18 protein-coding genes are annotated in these 18,830 nt (G+C 68.7%); 8 read left to right on the top strand and 10 right to left on the bottom strand.

The window, feature by feature from the left end; genetic code table 11:
- Positions 1 to 15: 15 nt before the first annotated feature.
- Positions 16 to 1,905: a tRNA uridine-5-carboxymethylaminomethyl(34) synthesis enzyme MnmG gene (gene mnmG / locus AC1DR7_RS01250; protein WP_457318013.1), complete on the bottom strand. Its 1,890-nt coding sequence runs from the start codon at positions 1,903 to 1,905 to the stop codon at positions 16 to 18.
- 489 nt (positions 1,906 to 2,394) lie between these two features.
- Positions 2,395 to 2,916, bottom strand: a complete 522-nt coding sequence (locus AC1DR7_RS01245) for a hypothetical protein (RefSeq protein WP_478050939.1) — start codon at positions 2,914 to 2,916, stop codon at positions 2,395 to 2,397.
- A 146-nt stretch (positions 2,917 to 3,062) separates the two neighbouring features.
- Here AC1DR7_RS01245 and AC1DR7_RS01240 point away from each other — a divergent pair, with 146 nt between their 5' ends.
- Together AC1DR7_RS01240 and AC1DR7_RS01235 are read left to right on the top strand one after the other, a co-directional pair.
- Entirely contained in the window at positions 3,063 to 4,022 is a 960-nt protein-coding gene (locus AC1DR7_RS01240) for a pyridoxal-phosphate dependent enzyme (protein WP_457318015.1), read from the top strand.
- On the top strand, positions 4,019 to 4,618 hold the full coding sequence (locus AC1DR7_RS01235; RefSeq protein WP_457318016.1) for a YdcF family protein: 600 nt from the start codon (positions 4,019 to 4,021) through the stop codon (positions 4,616 to 4,618). Before AC1DR7_RS01240 ends, AC1DR7_RS01235 begins: the two co-directional genes overlap by 4 nt.
- A 751-nt stretch (positions 4,619 to 5,369) precedes the next feature.
- Here the strand turns inward: AC1DR7_RS01235 and bioC are convergent.
- The 5 genes from bioC to bioB all read right to left on the bottom strand — a co-directional run bounded on the left by bioC (position 5,370) and on the right by bioB (position 10,253).
- Entirely contained in the window at positions 5,370 to 6,254 is an 885-nt protein-coding gene (gene bioC / locus AC1DR7_RS01230; RefSeq protein WP_478050938.1) for a malonyl-ACP O-methyltransferase BioC, read from the bottom strand.
- Positions 6,255 to 6,288: 34 nt separating this feature from the next.
- Positions 6,289 to 7,071, bottom strand: coding sequence for an SDR family oxidoreductase (locus AC1DR7_RS01225; protein ID WP_478050937.1), 783 nt, complete (start codon positions 7,069 to 7,071; stop codon positions 6,289 to 6,291).
- Between the two features lie 57 nt (positions 7,072 to 7,128).
- Positions 7,129 to 7,890 carry a pimeloyl-ACP methyl ester esterase BioH gene (bioH, locus tag AC1DR7_RS01220; RefSeq protein ID WP_457319593.1) on the bottom strand — a complete coding sequence of 254 codons (762 nt, stop codon included), beginning with the start codon at positions 7,888 to 7,890 and terminating at the stop codon, positions 7,129 to 7,131.
- A gap of 16 nt (positions 7,891 to 7,906) precedes the next feature.
- Positions 7,907 to 9,118, bottom strand: coding sequence for an 8-amino-7-oxononanoate synthase (bioF, locus tag AC1DR7_RS01215; protein WP_457319591.1), 1,212 nt, complete (start codon positions 9,116 to 9,118; stop codon positions 7,907 to 7,909).
- An 85-nt stretch (positions 9,119 to 9,203) separates the two neighbouring features.
- Positions 9,204 to 10,253, bottom strand: coding sequence for a biotin synthase BioB (bioB, locus tag AC1DR7_RS01210; RefSeq protein WP_256774803.1), 1,050 nt, complete (start codon positions 10,251 to 10,253; stop codon positions 9,204 to 9,206).
- Positions 10,254 to 10,500: 247 nt separating this feature from the next.
- Between bioB and AC1DR7_RS01205 the strand changes: the two genes are divergently transcribed.
- The 6 genes from AC1DR7_RS01205 (at position 10,501) to AC1DR7_RS01180 (ending at position 15,031) form a co-directional block, all read left to right on the top strand.
- Positions 10,501 to 11,040 carry a helix-turn-helix transcriptional regulator gene (locus tag AC1DR7_RS01205; RefSeq protein ID WP_457319590.1) on the top strand — a complete coding sequence of 180 codons (540 nt, stop codon included), beginning with the start codon at positions 10,501 to 10,503 and terminating at the stop codon, positions 11,038 to 11,040.
- Between the two features lie 2 nt (positions 11,041 to 11,042).
- A complete protein-coding gene (locus tag AC1DR7_RS01200; protein WP_457319589.1) occupies positions 11,043 to 12,314 on the top strand; it encodes a type II toxin-antitoxin system HipA family toxin in 1,272 nt (423 codons plus the stop codon).
- Positions 12,315 to 12,389: 75 nt separating this feature from the next.
- Positions 12,390 to 13,118 (top strand): ComF family protein, encoded by a 729-nt coding sequence (locus AC1DR7_RS01195; protein WP_457319588.1) that lies wholly within the window; start codon positions 12,390 to 12,392, stop codon positions 13,116 to 13,118.
- Between the two features lie 45 nt (positions 13,119 to 13,163).
- Complete coding sequence (locus tag AC1DR7_RS01190) at positions 13,164 to 14,180, top strand: SMI1/KNR4 family protein (protein WP_478050936.1); 1,017 nt, start codon at positions 13,164 to 13,166, stop codon at positions 14,178 to 14,180.
- 71 nt (positions 14,181 to 14,251) lie between these two features.
- Positions 14,252 to 14,488, top strand: a complete 237-nt coding sequence (locus tag AC1DR7_RS01185) for a hypothetical protein (protein ID WP_457318439.1) — start codon at positions 14,252 to 14,254, stop codon at positions 14,486 to 14,488.
- Positions 14,489 to 14,608: 120 nt separating this feature from the next.
- On the top strand, positions 14,609 to 15,031 hold the full coding sequence (locus AC1DR7_RS01180) for a SecDF P1 head subdomain-containing protein (RefSeq protein WP_256774798.1): 423 nt from the start codon (positions 14,609 to 14,611) through the stop codon (positions 15,029 to 15,031).
- A gap of 48 nt (positions 15,032 to 15,079) precedes the next feature.
- Here AC1DR7_RS01180 and AC1DR7_RS01175 read toward each other — a convergent pair whose 3' ends face one another.
- From AC1DR7_RS01175 to AC1DR7_RS01165, 3 genes are read right to left on the bottom strand one after another with little or no spacing between them, the layout of a single operon-like run.
- Positions 15,080 to 16,885 carry an MFS transporter gene (locus AC1DR7_RS01175; RefSeq protein WP_457318440.1) on the bottom strand — a complete coding sequence of 602 codons (1,806 nt, stop codon included), beginning with the start codon at positions 16,883 to 16,885 and terminating at the stop codon, positions 15,080 to 15,082.
- Positions 16,886 to 16,938: 53 nt separating this feature from the next.
- Positions 16,939 to 18,054, bottom strand: coding sequence for an N-acetylglucosamine-6-phosphate deacetylase (nagA, locus tag AC1DR7_RS01170; protein ID WP_457318441.1), 1,116 nt, complete (start codon positions 18,052 to 18,054; stop codon positions 16,939 to 16,941).
- Positions 18,051 to 18,827 (bottom strand): DeoR family transcriptional regulator, encoded by a 777-nt coding sequence (locus tag AC1DR7_RS01165; RefSeq protein ID WP_478076368.1) that lies wholly within the window; start codon positions 18,825 to 18,827, stop codon positions 18,051 to 18,053. Before AC1DR7_RS01165 ends, nagA begins: the two co-directional genes overlap by 4 nt.
- Positions 18,828 to 18,830: the final 3 nt, after the last annotated feature.

Here is an 18,830-nt window from a genome sequence, read left to right as displayed (position 1 = left end):
GTCGGCTTTACGCTTTTACGCGACGCGGGCGCGGCGCGCGCGTTCCAGGTGCACCAGCAGCAGCGAAATCGCTGCCGGGGTCATGCCGGGGATGCGCTGGGCCTGGCCGACGGTCTGCGGGCGCACGCGCTCGAGTTTCTGCTGCACTTCGGCCGACAACCCGCGCACGCCGGCGTAGTCGAAATCGCTGGCGATGGCGGTGTTCTCATGGCGCTGCTGGCGCTCGATTTCGTCGCGCTGGCGATCCAGGTAGCCGGCGTACTTCACCCCGATCTCGACCTGCTCGGCCACCTTCGGGTCGGCCACGGCCGGGCCCAGTGACGGCACCTGCATGAGCTGGGCGTAGTCCAGCTCCGGGCGCTTGATCAGATCCAGCACGTTGGTTTCGCGGCTGACCGCTACGCCCAGGGTGGCTTCCACTTCGCGGCCGAGCGCATTGCCCGGCGTGGCCCACAACGCGCGCAGGCGTGCCGATTCGCGGGCGACCGCTTCCTGCTTGGTCTGGAAGGCCGCCCAGCGGCGCTCGTCGACCAGGCCCAACTCGCGGCCCAACCCGGTCAGGCGCACGTCGGCATTGTCTTCGCGCAGCTGCAGCCGGTATTCGGCGCGGCTGGTGAACATGCGGTACGGCTCGGTGGTGCCGTGGGTGATGAGGTCATCGACCAGCACGCCCAGGTAGGCCTCGTCGCGACGCGGGCACCAGCCGGCGTCCCCGCGCACGTGGCGCGCGGCGTTGAGGCCGGCCAGCAGCCCCTGCGCGGCGGCTTCTTCATAGCCGGTGGTGCCGTTGATCTGGCCGGCGAAGAACAGCCCGGACACGCTCTTGGTCTGCAGGGTGTTGTCCAGGCCGCGCGGGTCGAAGAAGTCGTATTCGATCGCATAGCCGGGACGGGTGATGTGCGCGTTCTCGAAGCCGCCGATGCTGCGCACCAGTGCCAGCTGCACATCGAACGGCAGCGAGGTGGAGATGCCGTTGGGATAGATCTCCACCACGTCCAGGCCTTCGGGCTCGACGAAGATCTGGTGGCTGGCCTTCTCGGCAAAGCGCACCACCTTGTCTTCGATGGACGGGCAGTAACGCGGGCCGATGCCTTCGATCTGGCCGCTGTACAGCGGCGAACGGTGCAGCGCGGCACGGATGATCTCGTGGGTGCGCTCGCTGGTGTGGGTGATCCAGCAGCTGACCTGGGCCGGATGCTCGGACACATCGCCCAGGTAGGACATCACCGGGCGCGGGTCATCGCCGGGCTGCTCGTCCATCACGCTGTAATCGAGCGAGCGGCCATCGATGCGCGGCGGGGTGCCGGTCTTGAGGCGGTCGATCACGAACGGGCGCTCGCGCAGGCGTGCGGCCAGCGTGGTGGCCGGCGGGTCGCCCATGCGCCCGGCGGCGTACTGGGTCTGGCCGACGTGGATCTTGCCGGCCAGGAAGGTGCCGGCGGTGAGTACCACGGCGGCGGCATGGAAGGTCAGCCCGGTCTGGGTGACCGCGCCGCGCACGGTGTCGCCGTCGATCAGCAGGTCGTCCACCGCCGCCTGGAACACGATCAGGTTGGGCTGGGCTTCCACGATCTGCCGGATCGCCATGCGGTACAGGTTGCGGTCGGCCTGGCAGCGGGTGGCGCGCACCGCCGGACCCTTGGACGCATTGAGGGTGCGCCACTGGATGCCGGCGCGGTCGGCGGCATGGGCCATCGCTCCGCCCAGGGCGTCGATCTCCTTGACCAGGTGGCCCTTGCCGATCCCGCCGATGGCCGGGTTGCAGCTCATCGCGCCGATGGTTTCCACGTTGTGGGTCAGCAGCAGGGTGCGCGCGCCACTGCGCGCGGCCGCCAGCGCCGCTTCGGTGCCGGCGTGGCCGCCGCCGATGACGATGACGTCGTAGCGGTAGAAGGAGTCAGTCATGGCGGAGGAGCTCGGGACGGGGCCGGGCGGCCCAGGATCAGCCCTGGAGTCAGGGCGCGGGTGGCGATTTTAGCGCCATTCGTCGGGGGGCACGAAATCAACCCTCAAGTTGGCACGTTTTCTGCAGATAACCCAATAGCACCCAGGATGGCAGGCGCTTTGCGCTACGGACCGGAATTGGAACAGGGGCCGGTCCATGCGCATCCCGGGGAAGCAGAAGGGTCGACAGTCGGGGGACTGTCGGCCCTGTTTTTTTTCCGGGACCGGCCACGGGCGGGCGCCAAAGACAGAAGGCCCCGCCAATGGCGGGGCCTTCTGCGTTGTAGGTGCCGACATCCGACGGGGCCGGAACAGGGGGGATCCAGAGTTTCCCGCCGGATATCGACATAGAACTGCATGTGACGCGTTCTGTCGCTTTTGTCACTTTGCGACCGAAGCCGTCACCACCTGACTAGATTGAACCGGGTGGGTGGTGAAAATCAAGACGGCTCAGGGCTCAACTGTGCGCTGGTGCAAATTGTTCATGTTCCGCCACGGCGAACCATTCGACCGCTGGGCTGGGCGCGGGGCCTGCTGGGCCGGGCGCGACTGCGGCGGCGGCGAGGGACGCTGCTGCTGTTGCGGGCGGCCGACCGAATCCATGTTCCGCCACGGCGAGCCGCCGTTGTACGACGGACGCGGGCGATCCGGACGCACCGGCGGATTTCCGCCGTTGCCCGGGCGCGGCGGCGGCCGGTGGTTGTGCGGCGGGCGATAGTTCGGGTACGGACGGTAGTTGGGATAGCCGTAGCCGTAGCCACCGCCATACCCGCCGCCGTAATAGCCGCCACCGTAGTAGCCACTCCCGTAACCGTAGGACGGATAGCCGTACGGGTAGCGATACTCCACCGACGGCGCGCCGTGGTAGTAGCCGCTGCCGCCACCGCCACCGCCACCGCCGACATAGTCGTAGGTGGCGCAGCCGGACAGGGCCAAGAGCAGGCCACCGGCGAAGATCAGGCGCATTTTCATGATGGGGTCCCCCCGAGGGTATGGAGCCAGCTTCGGCCCGGCGCATTGAATCGGCCCTTAACTCAGCCCCGATCCGATGAATGATTGCCATGTTGGCACGCGCGACCGGCGCGATGCGAACCGTGGGCATACGTTAATCTTGCGTCATGAGCGATTCACCCTTGCCCTGTGTCGACGACCTCCTGGCGGCCGCCGCACGCATTGCCCCGTATGCCAGCGTGACCCCGGTACTGCAGTCGCACGTGCTCGACGGGCTGGGGGGCGCGTCGCTGGCGTTCAAGGCCGAGCACCTGCAGCGCGGCGGCGCCTTCAAGTTCCGCGGCGCCTGCAATGCGGTGTGGTCGCTGGAGCCGGAGCAGGCCGCGCGCGGGGTGGTCACCCATTCCTCCGGCAACCATGGCGCCGCGCTGGCGCTGGCCGCGCGTACCCGGGGCATTGCCTGCAACGTGGTGGTGCCCGAGGGGGCAGTGGCCACCAAGCTGGCCAACATCGCCCGGCAGGGCGCTACGGTGTGGCGTTGTGCGGCCAGCATCGAGGCGCGCGAAGCCATGTGCGCCGAGGTGAAGGCCCGGACCGGCGCCAGCCTGGTGCATCCCTATGCCGACCCCCGGGTAATGGCCGGCCAGGGCACGGCAGCGCTGGAACTGCTGCGCAGCCACGGCCCGTTCGACGTGCTGGTGGTGCCGGTCGGCGGTGGTGGTCTGGCCGCCGGCACGCGCCTGGCGCTGCAGGCGGTCGCACCGAACACCCGTCTGGTGCTGGCCGAACCGGAGGGCGCGGCCGACACCGCGCGCTCGCTGGCCGCCGGCGAACGCCGCATCGACTTCACCCCGGCAACCGTCTGCGATGGCCTGCGCACCACCCTCGGCGCGCCCAACTTCGCCCTGCTGCATGGGGCGGCCGAGGTCATCACGGTGCCCGACGCGGCCACCCTGGCGGCGATGCGGCTGCTCTGGCAGGTGCTCAAGCAGGTGGTTGAACCGTCCTCGGCGATCGTGCTGGCCGCGATCCTGTCCGACCCGGCGCGGTTTGCCGGGCAGCGGGTCGGGCTGGTGCTGTCTGGCGGCAATGTCGACCTGGACGCACTGCCCTGGGGGCGCGCATGAGCGGGCACGCGCGGGTGGGCCTGCTCGGCTGGCTGTGGCGGCTGTGCGTCGTGCTGTTCGCCTGGCTGCTCGGGGTGACCGCGTGGATCGTGTGGGTGGGCGAGCGCGACCAGGCCGCCAAGGCCGATGCGATCATCGTGCTGGGCGCGGCGGCCTACGATGCCAAGCCGTCACCGGTGTTCGAAGAGCGCATTCGCCATGGGCTGGACCTGTACGAGCAGGGGTATGCGCCGCTGCTGATCTTCACCGGTGGCTACGGCGGCACCGGGGCGCGCTTTTCCGAATCGCAGGTGGCACGGCGCTACGCGCTCAAGCAGGGCGTGCCGGACAAGGCGATCCTGATCGAGACCGCCTCGCGTACCACCCGGCAGAACCTGATCGAGGCACGCCGGCTCATGGAGCAGCGCAACCTGCACCGGGTGATCATCGTCAGCGATCCGCTGCACATGGCGCGCGCGCTGCGCCTGGCCCGTGAGCTGGGCATCGACGCGCTCTCCTCTTCGACCCCGAGCACCCGCTTCCGCAGCTTCCACACCAGCTGGAAGTTCCTGGTGCAGGAGATCTACTTCTTCCACCGCGACATGTTCCCGGCGTAGAGCCGACCGTTGGTCGGCTGGACCGCTTCCACCAGACATGTTCCCGTCGTAGAGCCGACCGTTGGTCGGCTGGACCACCGACCCGCCACACGGGCAGCCGACCATACGCGTGGCCGACCACACGGCAGCCGACCAACGGTCGGCTCTACGATCAATCGTTCTGCGCCGGATCGGGATCGCCGATTCCACACCAGCTCGAAGTTCCCGGTGCAGGAGATCTACTTCTTCCACCAGACATGTTCCCGTCGTAGAGCCGACCGTTGGTCGGCTGGACCACCGACCCGCCACACGGGCAGCCGACCATACGAGTGGCCGACCACACGGCAGCCGACCAACGGTCGGCTCTACGATCAATCGTTCTGCGCCGGATCGGGATCGCCGATTCCACACCAGCTCGAAGTTCCCGGTGCAGGAGATCTACGTCTTCCACCGCGACATGTTCCCGTCGTAGAGCCGACCGTTGGTCGGCTGGACCACCGACCCGCCACACGCGTAGCCGACCATACGAGTGGCCGACCACACGGCAGCCGACCAACGGTCGGCTCTACGATCAATCGTTCTGCGCCGGATCGGGATCGCCGATTCCATACCAGCTCGAAGTTCCCGGTGCAGGAGATCTACGTCTTCCTCCACGACATGTTCCCGTCGTAGAGCCGACCGTTGGTCGGCTGGACCGCCGACCCGCCATACCGGCAGCCGACCACACCGGCAGCCGACCAACGGTCGGCTCCACGCGATCAGCGCGGTCGGCTCAGGGCGTTCTGCGCCGGATCGGGATGGCCGACACCGGCACGCTGGCCACGTCCTGGCCGCGCTCGCGGATCGGGGCGCCGGCCTCGGGTGCCCAGGCATGGGCGTAGATCACTTCCCAGCTGCTGGGCAGCTTGCCGTCGTCGCGGCGCAGCGGCTCGTAGGCCGCGCGTGCGGCGGCAAAGCGTCCGCGTCCAGTCAGTGTGTGCCGGCGATCCTGGCGGGCGTTGGTGGCGCCAATGGCCTGCAGCTCGCGCATCAGTGCGGTCAGGTCGTCGTAGGTGAGGGTGAACAGATCGCGGTCCAGCACCGGATCGCGGAAGCCGGACATCATCAGCGCATCGCCGAACTGCGCGATCGGGGCGAAGCGACTGACATGCGGCACCGCGTCGGCCTGGGCGAAGGCCTCGCGCAGTTCGACCAGCGTGTCCGGGCCGAAGGTGGAACACAGCAGCAGGCCGCCGGGCTTGAGCGCGCGGCGGAAGCCGGCGAACACCGCCGGCAGGTCGTCCACCCACTGCAGGCACAGGTTGCTGTAGATCACATCCACGCTCTGGTCCAGCAGCGGCAGTGCCTGTGCATCGGCGCAGACACGCGAGAACGGTCTCCACCAGCCGGCCTGCTTCTTCGCTTCGCGCAGCATCGGCTCGGCCAGATCGAGGGCGATCACCTGCGCCTTGGGCCAGCGCTTCTTCATCGCCGCGCTGGCATGGCCGGTGCCGCTGCCAATATCCAGCACCACCTGCGGTTGCCGGTCTTCCAGATAGTCCAGCGATTCGAGCAGGCGCTTTTCGACCTCGCGCTGCAACGCGGCGGCGGCATCGTAGCTGTGGGCGGCGCGCGAGAACGCGCGGCGGACGTGGCGGGGATCGAAGCTGGACGTCATGGAAGGCTCACTGCGGAAAACACGATGGCGAAGGTCAGAACGTGCCGGGGTAGGCGCCGCCGTCGATCAGCAGGTTCTGCCCGGTGATGTAGCCGGCGTGCGCGCTGCACAGGAACGCGCAGGCCGCGCCGAACTCATCGGCGGTGCCGAAACGGCCGGCCGGAATGGGGGTGCGCTTGCGCTCGGCCAGCTGGCCGGCATCGATGCCCTGCTGCTGGGCGAGATAGGCGAAGTTGCCGCGCAGGCGATCGGTATCGAACTGGCCCGGCAGCAGGTTGTTGAGGGTGACGTTGTGGGCCACGGTCTTGCGCGCCAGCCCGGCGACGAAGCCGGTCAGCCCCGAGCGTGCGCCGTTGGACAGGCCGAGGATGTCGATGGGGGCCTTCACCGACGAGGAGGTGATGTTGACCACCCGCCCGAAGCCGCGCTCGATCATGCCATCGACGGTGGCGCGGATCAGTTCGATGGGGGCCAGCATGTTGGCATCCAGCGCGGCGATCCAGTCCTCGCGGGTGAACTGGCGGAAGTCGCCGGCCGGTGGGCCACCAGCGTTGTTGACCAGGATGTCTACCTGCGGGCACGCCGCCAGCGCGGCCTGCCGGCCTTCGTCGGTGGTGATGTCGGCGACCACGCCGATGACCTGGCGCGCGCCCGGCAGCGCCTGCAGCTCGCGTACGGCGCGGTCCAGCGCGTCTTCACCGCGCGCGGCGATCACCACGTTGACGCCTTCGCGCACCAGCGCACGTGCGCAGCCCAGGCCGAGGCCTTTGCTGGCGGCGCAGACCAAGGCCCAGCGCCCGGCGATTCCAAGGTCCATGGGTCAATCCTGTGGTGGGAGACGGGCGTACATGATCGGCGATGCGTAGCGGCAAGGTCAGGGCAGGGCGGCAACGAAGTGTTGCAGCTGCGCGGCAACCTCATCGCTATGGCCCAGGAACGGGGCGTGGCCACCGTGGGCGACCACGTGCGCCTGCGCCGCCGGGGCCAGTGCGGCCGCCGCCTGCATGGCCTTGGCCGAGACCAGCCGGTCGCGCTGGCCGGCCAGCCACAGGCTGGGCTTGCCCAGGCCGGGCAGGGCGCCGCGCAGATCGGTGGTTTCCAGTAGCCGCAATCCTTCCTGCAACGCGCGTGGGGCCGGCTCGCCGCGCGCGACGAGCAGGTCGCGCAGGGTGCGCAGTTCCTGGCGGGCGTGTTCGGAGCCCATCGCATCCAGCGCCAGGAAGCGTTCCAGTGTGCCGCGGTAGTCCGTGGCCAGGTCCTGGCCGAACTGTTCGAACACCGCCGGCTCGACCGCGTGCGGCCAATCGTCGGCGCACACGAAGCGCGGGGTCGCGGCGATCATCGCCAGCGCGCGCACCTGCGGCAGCGTGGCGGCAGCGTGCAGCGCGAACAGGCCGCCCAGCGACCAGCCGCACCACACCGCCGGCGGCGTGGCCGCGGCAATCGCATTGACCACGTAAGGCAACCGCAGCGGGGTGGGGTCGTCGTGGCTGTGGCCGTGGCCAGGCAGGTCGACCAGGTGCAGCTGATGCTGCGCGGCCAGGCGCTCGACCAGTGGTGCGAACACGCCGCCGTGCAACGCCCAGCCATGGATGAGGACCAGCGCCGGCCCGTGCCCGAGCACCTCGATATGCAGGCTCACAGCGACCGGCTCACGCGCTCAGTGCATCCAGCGACTGCTGCCGCAGCACGGTATCGCGTGCATGCCCGATCGCATCGGTGAGCGCGCGTACCTGGGCCGGGGTGTGCAGCGCGGACAGCGTCACCCGCAGCCGCGCCTTGCCTTCGGGCACGGTCGGCGGGCGGATCGCGCTGACCAGGAAGCCGGAGGCTTCCAGTGCCGCCGACAACGCCATCACCGTCGATTCGCTGCCGCACAGCAGCGGCTGGATCGGCGTGTCCGACGGCATCAGTTCCAGGCCGTGCTGGCGTGCACCGGCGCGGAACACACCGACCAGCTCGGCCAGCTTTTCGCGGCGCCAGTCATCGCGCCGGGCCAGCTTCACCGCCGCCAGCGACGCGGCGGCCTGGGCCGGCGACACCGCCGTGGTGTAGATGTAGGGACGTGCGGTTTCGGCCAGGTGCTGGATCAGCGCTGCATCGCCCAGCACTACCGCACCGCTGCCGCCGAGCGCCTTGCCCAGCGTGGCCAGCTGCAAGGGCACATCGGCCACGCCCAGGCCGGCATCGGCCACGCAGCCGCGGCCGTGCTCGCCGACCACGCCGATACCGTGCGCGTCGTCCACGTACAGCAGCGCTTCCTGCATGCGCGCCACCAGCGACAGCGAACGCAGCGGGGCGATGTCGCCATCCATGCTGAAGACGCCATCGGTGACCAGCATCGCCGCGCCGTCCGGCGCGTGCTTCAACTGGCGCAGCGCGCCTTCGGTATCCAGGTGCGGGTAGCGGCGCAGACGGCAACCGGCCAGGCGCGCGGCATCCAGCAGGCTGGCGTGGTTGAGCCGGTCCTGCACGCACACATCGTCTTCTTCGCTGAGCAGGGCCTGCTGCACCGCCAGGTTGGCGGCAAAGCCGCTGCCGAACAGCAGCGCGCGCGGATAACCGAGCCAGTCGGCCATTTCCTGTTCGAGCGCTTCATGCAGGGCATGGTGGCCGCAGATCAGGTGCGAGGCGGTGGCGCCGGCACCTTCGCGCGCGGCCGCGTCCTGCAGCGCGCTGACCACGCCGAACTGTTGCGACAGCCCCAGATAATCATTGCTGCAGAAGCCGGTCAGCCATTGGCCATTGATCTCCAGCCGCACACCGTCGCGACGGGTCACCGTGCGGCGCACGCGGATGCGCCCCTGCGCGTCGCGGAGCTTGCGCTGGGCCTGGATGCGGTCGTGCAGGTCGGGGCGGGCCATGGTCGTCGGCTGGCATGGATGGGCGGTTAGCGTACCCGGTTGACGGGCCCGGCGCTGCCCCGGCAGGGCCGGCCGGGCGCCGCCCTCAGGCGGCCTGCTCGCAGCCACCCTTGCAGCGGCCTGCCTCGGCCGTGATGTCGGCGTGGACCGTGCCCGGGTGGTCGTGGTCGGCCGCGTCCACCTGGACCGCCATCGGGCGCAGGCCCAGCCGTTCGAACAGGGCCAGGTCGCGCGCGGTGTCCGGGTTGCCGGTGGTGAGCAGCTTTTCGCCATGGAAGATCGAGTTGGCCCCGGCAAGGAAGCACAGCGCCTGCAGCTCATCGCTCATCGCTTCGCGCCCGGCCGACAGCCGCACCATCGAGCGCGGCATGACGATGCGCGCCACCGCGATCATCCGCACGAACTCGAACGGGTCCAGTTCGGCGATGCCGTGCAGGGGCGTGCCGGCGACCTGCACCAGCCGATTGATCGGTACCGAATCGGGATGCGCGGGCAGCGTGGCCAGCGCCAGCAGCAGGCCCGCGCGCTGCTCACGGGTTTCACCCATGCCGACGATGCCGCCGCAGCAGGTCTTCAGCCCGGCATCGCGCACGTGCGCCAGGGTATCCAGGCGGTCCTGGTACTGGCGGGTGTGGATGATCGCGTCGTAGTAGTCCGGCGCGGTGTCCAGGTTGTGGTTGTAGTAATCCAGCCCGGCCTCGCGCAGGGCCACGGCCTGGTCGCCGCTGAGCATGCCCAGGGTGGCGCAGGTCTCCAGCCCCAGCGCCTTCACCTCGCGGATCATCGCCGCCACCTTGGGCACATCGCGATCCTTGGGCGAGCGCCAGGCCGCGCCCATGCAGAACCGCGACGCACCGGCGGCCTTGGCCTGGCGTGCCTTGGCGACCACCGCCTCGGTGTCCATCAGCTTCTGCGCCGCCACCCCGGTGCTGTAGCGCTGGGCCTGGGGGCAATACGCGCAGTCCTCCGGGCAGCCGCCGGTCTTGACCGACAGCAGGGTGGAAACCTGCACTTCCGCCGCATCGAAGTGCTCGCGGTGGATGCCGGCGGCGCGGTGCAGCAGGTCCGGGAACGGCAGTGCGAACAGCGCCAGCAGTTCGTCGCGGTGCCAGTCGTGGCGGAGGGCAGCAGCCATGGGGTGTCCTGACGGAGAGAGGCGAAAGGGCGGCAGTCTGGTGAGTGCAGTCGAAGCTGTCAACCTTGAGGATCAAGTATAGGTTTACAGTGAAACGGTTTGCTCGAGCGGATCAATGTTGAATAAATCCAACACAAACCCCGCGAATGTTGGATTTATGGATCATGGGTGTCTGGCTACGACCCGATGCCGTATGAAATGTAAGATAAAAATGACACCAGCCGCCAAAGTGATGGTTTAATTACGCATGGCCAAGCGAACGCCACCGGTAAGACCAGGAGATGCCAAGCGCATCGCCGCGCTCGGCGAGCGCCTGCGTACCGCGCGGCTCGCGCGTCGCATGAGCCAGGCAAACCTCGCCGAGCGCGTCGGTGTGGATCGCACCACCATAGGCAAGCTGGAAGCCGGCGATGCCGGCACCAGCCTGTCCACCGTCCTGCGCGTGCTTTCCGCGTTAGGCCTGGAGCGGGACATCGAGCGCATTGCAGCGGACGACGCGCTGGGTGCACAGCTGGCTGCAAGCAGCCTGAAACGACCGCCACCGCGCCGCGTGCCCGCCGCAACCGGCCGGGCATCGAGCCCGCAAGGTACGACGCCCGCCACGCTGCAGGTCCGGGAGCCAAGGGGTGCTGAAACGCACCCCACCTATTCGACCGATCACACCGGGCCATCGCAGGACGCAACCGGCGACCGATACACGTTGGTTGCAGGCCATCGCGCGCCGCGTCTGGATGCTCCGGCTGCAACGCCGACGCGGCGTCGATCCCGCGCACCCGGTAGCCGCTGAACATGGCCGGCCGGGAGCAGATCGACCGGGAAGTCTGGTTCGACGCACCGGAACTCTGCCCACCGGTGCAGGTGGGATGGATCAGCCGGCACGCCGGTCGCACCGGCGACACCGTCGCCTTCACCTACGCCGATGTCTGGCTGCGTGGCGCCATGGGCATCGCTCCTTTCGCACTCGATCCCGGCCTGCCGCTGGTGGAAGGCCACCAGTTCGCCCGCACAGGCGCCGGCGAGGTGACCGCCGCGTTCCAGGACTGCTCGCCCGATCGATGGGGGCGGCTGCTGATGGATCGGCGCGAGGCAGTACGCGCCAATCGCGATGGAGTGCCTCGCAGATCCCTGCGGTCGTGGGACTACCTGATGGGAGTGGATGACACCACCCGCATGGGGGCGCTGCGTCTGCGTGATCCGGACACGCAGACGTGGATCACTTCGGACAGCCCGGCCGCACCGCCGGTCACCGACCTGCGCCGATTGGAAAGCATCGCGGGAAAGGTGGAGTCCGGTGCCAGACTCACCCGCGACGAGGAGACGCGCTGGCTGATCCAGCTCGTCGCACCTGGCGCATCACTGGGCGGGGCCCGCCCCAAGGCAGGGTATCGAGATTCCGACGGTGCGCTGTGGTTGGCGAAGTTTCCCGGCAACGAAGATCGCCATGACGTCGGGCTCTGGGAATACATCACCTACCGCCTCGCCACGGAAGCCGGCGTGCGGATGCCGCCGGCCGCCCTGCTGTCGCTTTCCGCGCGCGGGCACACGTTCGCCGTCCAGCGCTTTGATCGTAGTCCTGAGGGGCGGCGTCACTACGCGTCGGCGTTCACCCTGCTCGACGCGACGCACGGCGAAGGCCACAGCTACCTGGATCTGGCCCAGGTGATCGAAAACGTCGGCACGCAGCGGGGCATCGCAGACGATCTTGACCAGCTTTTCCGCAGGGCCCTGTTCAACGTGCTGGTCGGCAACCGCGATGACCACCTGCGTAACCATGGCTTCCTGCGGACCCGGACGGGCTGGTCGCTTTCCCCCGCGTTCGATGTGAACCCGAATACGGCCAGCGACACGCACGTGCTGGCGCTGGACGATGCCGATCCCACGCCAACGACCGCGCATGTTCTGGCGACGGCTGCGTATTACCAGCTGACGCCGGCCGATGCGGCTGTCATTGAACGGCAGGTGCGGCACGCGGTGCGCAAATGGCAGGCAGTTGCCAAGGCACAAGGTGCCAAATGTGCCGAGATGGAGTTGATGGCCTCGGTGATCGACGCCGACCGATAAGGCACCTGCAAGGCGAAACGCCGACGCGCTCGAAGGGAACGCACTGACAGACATTCGCCGACCGAGGCGGCAGCCTTGTCGCACTCCACGCGCTGCGGTGACACCTTGCCTCTTCACTGGTTCGATTCTCTGGCGTGGCTGTCCCGACAGGCCCTGCCGCTGCGCTGCCTGGTCTGTGACGAAGCCGGGGCCGACGGGCGCGACCTGTGCCTGGCCTGCCATGCCGCATTGCCATGGAATGAGCACGCCTGCCCGCTGTGCGCGCTGCCACTGCCAGCCGACGAACCTGCCGAGCGCTGCGGCAGCTGCCAGCACGATCCACCACGCCAATCCGCCGCCGCTGCGGTGTTCCTGTATGCCGCGCCCGTTGACCAGTTGCTGATCCGCTTCAAGTTCCATCAGGATCTGGCGGCGGGACGGCTGCTTTCCCAGCTCATGCTGCAGCGAGTGCCCGCGTTCGCGACCGGTCCGCTGGCGCCGGTGCCACTGCACTGGCGGCGCCTGCGTTCGCGCGGCTACGACCAGGCCCTGGAGCTGACACGCCCGTTGGCGCGCGCGCTGCGACAGCCTCTGTGGTGCGGGCTGCACCGGGATCGGCTCACTGCCGCGCAATCTGACCTGGATGCCGATGCGCGACGTCGCAACCTGCGCGATGCGTTTGCAGTGACCTCGCCGCCACCGTCACGGCTGACCCTTGTCGATGACGTAATGACCACCGGCGCCACGCTCGACGCGGCGGCGCACGCGGTGGAGCGAGCCGGACTGCCCGATGCCGCCCTGTGGGTGTGCGCGCGGGTGCCGTAAGCGACCGCTCTATACTTGGCCGCTGTCATAGGGAAAGCGCACCCGATGGATCCGTTCGCCACGTTCGACTTTGATGATTTCTGGGACGACTGCGAGTACGCCCTGCAGAACTACCAGGAGCCGCCGCCCGGCGATGCAGTGATCGCCGAACTCCAGGCCGAACTGGGCTACCGCATCCCCGACGCATACGTCGCCCTCGCGCGGCGCCACAATGGCGGCCTGCTGCAGCGCAGCTGCCATCCGATGGATGAGGCCACCAGTTGGGCCGAAGACCACATCCAGGTCTGCGGCCTGTACGCGCTGGGGCGGCAGAAGCCCTACTCGCTGGGGGGCGAATTCGGTTCGCGTTTCATGCAGGAGCAGTGGGGCTACCCGGACATCGGCATCGTCTTCGCCGACTGCCCCAGCGCCGGCCACGACGTGATCATGCTGGATTACCGCCACTGCGGGCCGCAGGGCGAGCCGCAGGTGGTGCATGTGGACCAGGAGGCGGACTACGCGATCACGGTGGTCGCCCCGGACTTTGCCGCGTTCATCCGCGGGCTGGTGGACGAGGAGGCCTTCGATGACGCCGCCGAAACGCTGGAGATCGATCTGGTCACGGTGGATCGGGGCACCTTGTCACCGATCGTGCGCCGCGCGCTGGATGCATCGGTGGCCGTGCGTCCGCACGGCGAGCGCCACCTGCGCGCGCTGGCTAGGAAGATCACCGAAGAGAAGGGCTTCTTCGCCCTGCACGCCGACGCAGACTCGCACCGCATGTACGACTGGATGTTCTGGCTGTATTCGCAGTTGGCTACGGCCAGGTCGTTCACGCAGTTCCTCAAACTCCCGGCCGAGCAGAATGACTACGCAACGCCGTGCTACGAACTCATGCTGCCCTTCGACCTCGTCGCGGCGCCGTTCGGCTTCAAGACCGGTGGCTTCGCGCCCGGGTTCGTCGAGGACTGGTGGAACGCGCGGGTGGCCGACGGTGCCATCGTGCCGGTGGACGGCGGCTATCGTTTCAGTGCCGAGGCCGAGCAGCGGCTGCTGGCGGAGGCGGCTACCGCGACGGGCTGATGGACACGCGGTGATCGAGCCTCTCATCGCCCGGCGCCGGATGGACCACTGACCCCTGCACGGCGCTGGCGATGAACACCCCCTTGTCCCCTGTGTTGTCCCTGATCGGCCGCAGCTGGTGGGTACTGCTGCTGTACGGCATCGTGGCCGTGGTGTTCGGCCTGATCGCCATCGCCCGGCCGCTGGCGGCCGCCACCGCGCTGGCCTGGGCGATCGGTGTGATGGCACTGGTGTGGATCGGTGTGGGCAGTCTTATCTACGGTGTGCTGCAGATTGTGGTGGGCTGGCGGCTTCGCCGGCTGCGTTGAGTCGCCCGAGCGGTGATACTGCTCCCAGATCCGAGTGGAGGTGGATGTATGCGCGCTGTTGTGCTGACTGGACTGATCCTGGCTGGATGTGTCGCCCTGACCGGTTGCCCGCGGAAGGAGATGACCTCCCCTGTTGCGGATGTCGCCGGTGTTGCACCGCTGCCCCAGGCCCGCATTTTGATGCGCGAAGTGGACGAACAGCGCGCCGCCGGCTCCACCCACCTGAAGAATCGCGACGGCACCCCGCTTGCGCTGCTGGAGCCGCCTTTCGTTCTCACCGCCGACGTAGCGTCGGTGGCGCTGGGGATGGATTCCACCGGCCAGCCGGTACTCAACCTGCAGATGACCGAGGCCGCCGCGCCACGCATCCTGGCGGCCACCGAGGCGCGGGTCGGCCGCCGTGTGGCCTTTACCGTGGGCGACCGGGTGCTGACGGTCGCCACCATCCGGGGGCCCTTCGGCAAGGCGATGCAGGTCGCCGGGCTGGAAGATGCCACCGACGCGCAGCGGATATTCACCGAGATCACCGGCAAAGCGCACTAGCCGAACACAGCCTGCGAGGGCCGGTGGCTTGACCACCGGCGCGTTTCATCAACGGAACGTAGCCTCGATCTGCTCCAGCGTCTTCCCCTTGGTTTCCGGCAGCCAGAAGGCGGCGATCAGGAAGTACAGCAACGTGCAGCCGGCCCAGAAGAAGAACATGCTGGCATAGCCGTGGTGGCCGACCGTGGGCAGGAAGATCGCCGCGATCACGGTGGACACGAACTGGTTGATCAGCAGCGCGATGCTCATCCCGTTGGAGCGGATCCGGGTGGGCATCAGTTCGGACAGCGCCAGCCACACGCACACGCCGGGACCGACGGCGAAGAAGGCCACGAACAGCAGGATGCAGCCGGCCACCAGCCAGCCGTGGGTGGGCGAGGGGACCGGGCCGATCATGGCGCGCTCGATCACCAGCGGCGCCTGCGCGGCATGGGCCGGGTCCGGGAACGGGTTGAGGTGCAGCGTGCGGAAGAACGCGCCGATCACGCTGTCAGCCGAGACCGCATCCTCACGGCGGATCTCCAGCGCGGCATCGATGGGATTGTCGCTGCGCAACGAACGCACGTTGCTGAAACCGCCGTACGCATAGGACACCGTCAACTGCTGCGGCCCCATGCCGGCATGGCCATCCAGCCGCTGCCACTGCGCGGCGTCCAGCGGCAACGACAAGCTGCTGCCGGCCACCTGCTGCTGCAGCTGCGCATGCACGTCCACGCGGCCGTGCTCGCTCTTCACGAACAACAGCGCGGCCGCCAGCAGCGCCACGGTGATGCCGCCGCTGCCCAACATCAGCAGGAACTTGCGGCCCTTGCGGTCCACCAGCACCAGCGCCACCACCGTCATGATCGCGTTGAGCAGCTTGATCGCCACGTCCGCGCCATTGGCCACCGAGCCGGGCAGGCCGGCCTGGTTGAGAATGTTGACCGCGTAGGCCAGCACCGAGTTGATGCCGGTGGCCTGGGTGAAGGCCAGCACCAGGCAGGCCAGCACGAACGGCCACACATAGCGCCGGCTCAGCAGCGGATCGCGCGTGCCGTTGCGGCCGGCCTGCACGTCGTCCGGAGCCTGCATGCGCTGCAGGGTCGGCTCCACCTCGGCAGCGGCGACCGTGCGCTGCAGGGCAACGCGTGCCTTGTCGATGCGCCCACGGCGGACCAGCCAGCGCGGTGATTCGCTGATGAGCAGCACGCCGGCGGTGAACACCAGGCCGGGCAGCAGGCAACTCCAGAAGATCGTGCGCCAGGCGTGGTCCTTGACCACGAACAGCAGCCGTTGCTGCTCGGCGGCGGGCAGCTGGCGCACCGCGTCGGTCGCCGCGTCCACGGTATGCGCGTGGTACAGACCGATCAAGGCGGCCAGTACCAGCCCGATGGTCAGCAGCAGCTGGAACATCGCCGCGCCGCGGCCACGCCGCTCGGGGCTGAGCACTTCGGCCAGGTACAGCGGCACCACCACACCGATCAGGCCGCCGCTTACACCCTGCAGCAGGCGCCCCATCAACAGCGCGGCGTAGCCATCGGACAGTGCCATGACCGGAATGCTGGCGGTGAACAGCACGCCGGCCACCAGCATCGCCCCACGGCGGCCGATCAGGTCGGCGACCATGCCGGCGAACAACGAGGACAGCACGCTGCCCAGCAGCACCGCAGCGACCACGAAGCCCAGCTGCTGGCTGGTGAGGTGCCAGCTCGCGGTCGCGGTCGCTTCCAGGTAGGGCAGGGCGCCGGCGATGATGCCGATGTCGATGCCGTAGAGCAGGCCGCCCATGCCGCCGATGAACAACAGATAGCGTACCGGCCAGCGCGGCGCGTCGGCGTGGGCATGCATGGGCGTAGCGGCGGAAACCTGATTCATCGAGCCGGTCCTGTCTGCAACTGCATGCGCCGCATCGGCGCGGGATTCAACGCTTAATCGAGTGCGATGTCGTCGCCTTCCACCACCACCCCGCGCACCTGCAGGTCGCGGTCGAGCACGACCAGGTCGGCCCAGGCGCCGAGCGCGAGGCGACCGCGATCGGCGATGCCCAGGTAATCGGCGGGGTAGCGCGACAGCCGGTTGCTGGCATCGGCGATATCCAACCCCAACGACACCAGGTTGCGCAGTGCCTGGTCCATGGTCAGCGCGCTGCCGGCCAGCGAGCCGGTCGACAGGCGCACGCAGCCCAGGCACTTGTGCACGCGCTGCACGCCCAGCGCGTACTCGCCATCGGGCATGCCGGTGGCGGCGGTGGCATCGGTGACGCAGTAGAGCTTTGGGATCGCGCGCAGCGCGGTGCGGATGGCGCCGGGGTGCACGTGCTGCAGATCGGGAATCAGCTCGGCGTACTCGGCATGGGCGAGCGCGGCGGTGGCGATGCCCGGGTGGTAGTGGTCCACGCCGGTCATGCCGTTGAACAGATGGGTGAAGCCCGACGCGCCGGCCTGCAGTGCGGCCACGCCGTCGGCGTAGCTGCCGGCGCTGTGGCCGAGCTGCACGCGGATGCCCAGGGCGCTCAGCGCGGGAATCAGCGCCAGGTGCTGGCCGATCTCCGGGGCGAGCGTCAGTACCTTGATCGGGGCGATGGCATGCAGGCGGCGCACGTCGTCCAGCGTGGCTTCCACCACCAGCGGGGGCTGCGCGCCCAGGCGCTGGGCGCTGATGAAGGGGCCTTCCAGATGCACGCCCAGCATGCGCGCCGTCCCGGGCGCGCGCGTTGCGATCACCGCGGCCAGGCCCGCCAGCGCCTGCACGATGTCATCCTCGTGCGCGGTCATGGTGGTGCCCAGCAGTGCGGTGGTGCCGTGGCGCGCATGCGTTCGGGCGACGGTGCGCCCCGCCTCGCCACCCTGCATGATGTCCACGCCGGCCGCGCCATGCACGTGCAGGTCGATGAAGCCGGGCAGGATCAGCGGTACCTCGTGGTCATCGCGCCGGTCTTCGTGCGCGGTGTCGATGGCGGTGATGCGCTGGTCGAAATGGATGTCGCCGCGCATCCAACCGGTAGCGGTGAGCAGGCGGCCATGCAGGGAGCGGGTCTGGGTCAAGGCGGGGACTCGGCGATGATCACTTCGATGCCCAGCCGCTGCAGTCCTTCCAGGTACTCGGCGTCGATGCTGGCGTCGGTGATGACGGTATGGACCTGGTCCAGCTGTGCGATACGKTGCAGGCTGACCCGGCCGAACTTGGAGGCATCGGTCAGCACCACGATGCGGCGCGCGCGCTCGACCATGCGGTGGTTGAGGCTGGCTTCGGCCTCGTGGTGGGTGGTGAGACCGAACTGCAGGTCCAGGCCATCCACGCCCAGGAACAGGGTGTCGAAGCTGTAGGTGTTGAGGCTGGCCTCGGCCTGGCTGCCCTGCAGCGACAGCGACTGCTTGCGCAGCAGTCCACCGGTGAGCAGCAGCTCAACCCCCGGTGCGTTGGCCAGCTCCCAGGCGATGTTCAGGCCGTTGGTCATCACCGTCACGTCGCGGTGCRCGCGCAGGTGGCGGGCCAGGGTCATCGTGGTGGAGCCGGAGTCGATGATGATGTTGTCGCCTGCCTTGACCAGCCCAGCCGCGTGCGCGCCGATGCTGTCCTTGACCGGCAGGTTCAGCGTGTCCTTCTCGTGGATGTCCTGCTCCGGCAGCGGCGTGCGCACCAGCGTGGCGCCGCCGTGGGTGCGGGTGGCCATGCCCTGCGACTCGATGTGGGTCAGGTCGGCGCGGATGGTCACCGCCGACACGCCAAAGCGCTCGACGAGATCGCTGACCTGCACGTTGCCGTGGTCGACCAGCAACTGCAGGATCTGTTGGCGGCGCTGCCGTGTGTTGCGCATGGG

The organism is Stenotrophomonas sp. P5_A9 (genome assembly GCF_056400525.1).
This window is presented reverse-complemented; position numbering and strand designations above follow the sequence as displayed.

What these genes read in the sequence shown, in the direction of transcription:
- mnmG (WP_457318013.1), bottom strand. Translation starts at nt 1,905, where the DNA reads ATGACTGACTCCTTCTACCGCTACGACGTCATCGTCATCGGCGGCGGC.
- AC1DR7_RS01245 (WP_478050939.1), bottom strand. Translation starts at nt 2,916, where the DNA reads ATGAAAATGCGCCTGATCTTCGCCGGTGGCCTGCTCTTGGCCCTGTCC.
- AC1DR7_RS01240 (WP_457318015.1), top strand. Translation starts at nt 3,063, where the DNA reads ATGAGCGATTCACCCTTGCCCTGTGTCGACGACCTCCTGGCGGCCGCC.
- AC1DR7_RS01235 (WP_457318016.1), top strand. Translation starts at nt 4,019, where the DNA reads ATGAGCGGGCACGCGCGGGTGGGCCTGCTCGGCTGGCTGTGGCGGCTG.
- bioC (WP_478050938.1), bottom strand. Translation starts at nt 6,254, where the DNA reads ATGACGTCCAGCTTCGATCCCCGCCACGTCCGCCGCGCGTTCTCGCGC.
- AC1DR7_RS01225 (WP_478050937.1), bottom strand. Translation starts at nt 7,071, where the DNA reads ATGGACCTTGGAATCGCCGGGCGCTGGGCCTTGGTCTGCGCCGCCAGC.
- bioF (WP_457319591.1), bottom strand. Translation starts at nt 9,118, where the DNA reads ATGGCCCGCCCCGACCTGCACGACCGCATCCAGGCCCAGCGCAAGCTC.
- bioB (WP_256774803.1), bottom strand. Translation starts at nt 10,253, where the DNA reads ATGGCTGCTGCCCTCCGCCACGACTGGCACCGCGACGAACTGCTGGCG.
- AC1DR7_RS01205 (WP_457319590.1), top strand. Translation starts at nt 10,501, where the DNA reads ATGGCCAAGCGAACGCCACCGGTAAGACCAGGAGATGCCAAGCGCATC.
- AC1DR7_RS01200 (WP_457319589.1), top strand. Translation starts at nt 11,043, where the DNA reads ATGGCCGGCCGGGAGCAGATCGACCGGGAAGTCTGGTTCGACGCACCG.
- AC1DR7_RS01190 (WP_478050936.1), top strand. Translation starts at nt 13,164, where the DNA reads ATGGATCCGTTCGCCACGTTCGACTTTGATGATTTCTGGGACGACTGC.
- AC1DR7_RS01185 (WP_457318439.1), top strand. Translation starts at nt 14,252, where the DNA reads ATGAACACCCCCTTGTCCCCTGTGTTGTCCCTGATCGGCCGCAGCTGG.
- AC1DR7_RS01180 (WP_256774798.1), top strand. Translation starts at nt 14,609, where the DNA reads ATGACCTCCCCTGTTGCGGATGTCGCCGGTGTTGCACCGCTGCCCCAG.
- AC1DR7_RS01175 (WP_457318440.1), bottom strand. Translation starts at nt 16,885, where the DNA reads ATGAATCAGGTTTCCGCCGCTACGCCCATGCATGCCCACGCCGACGCG.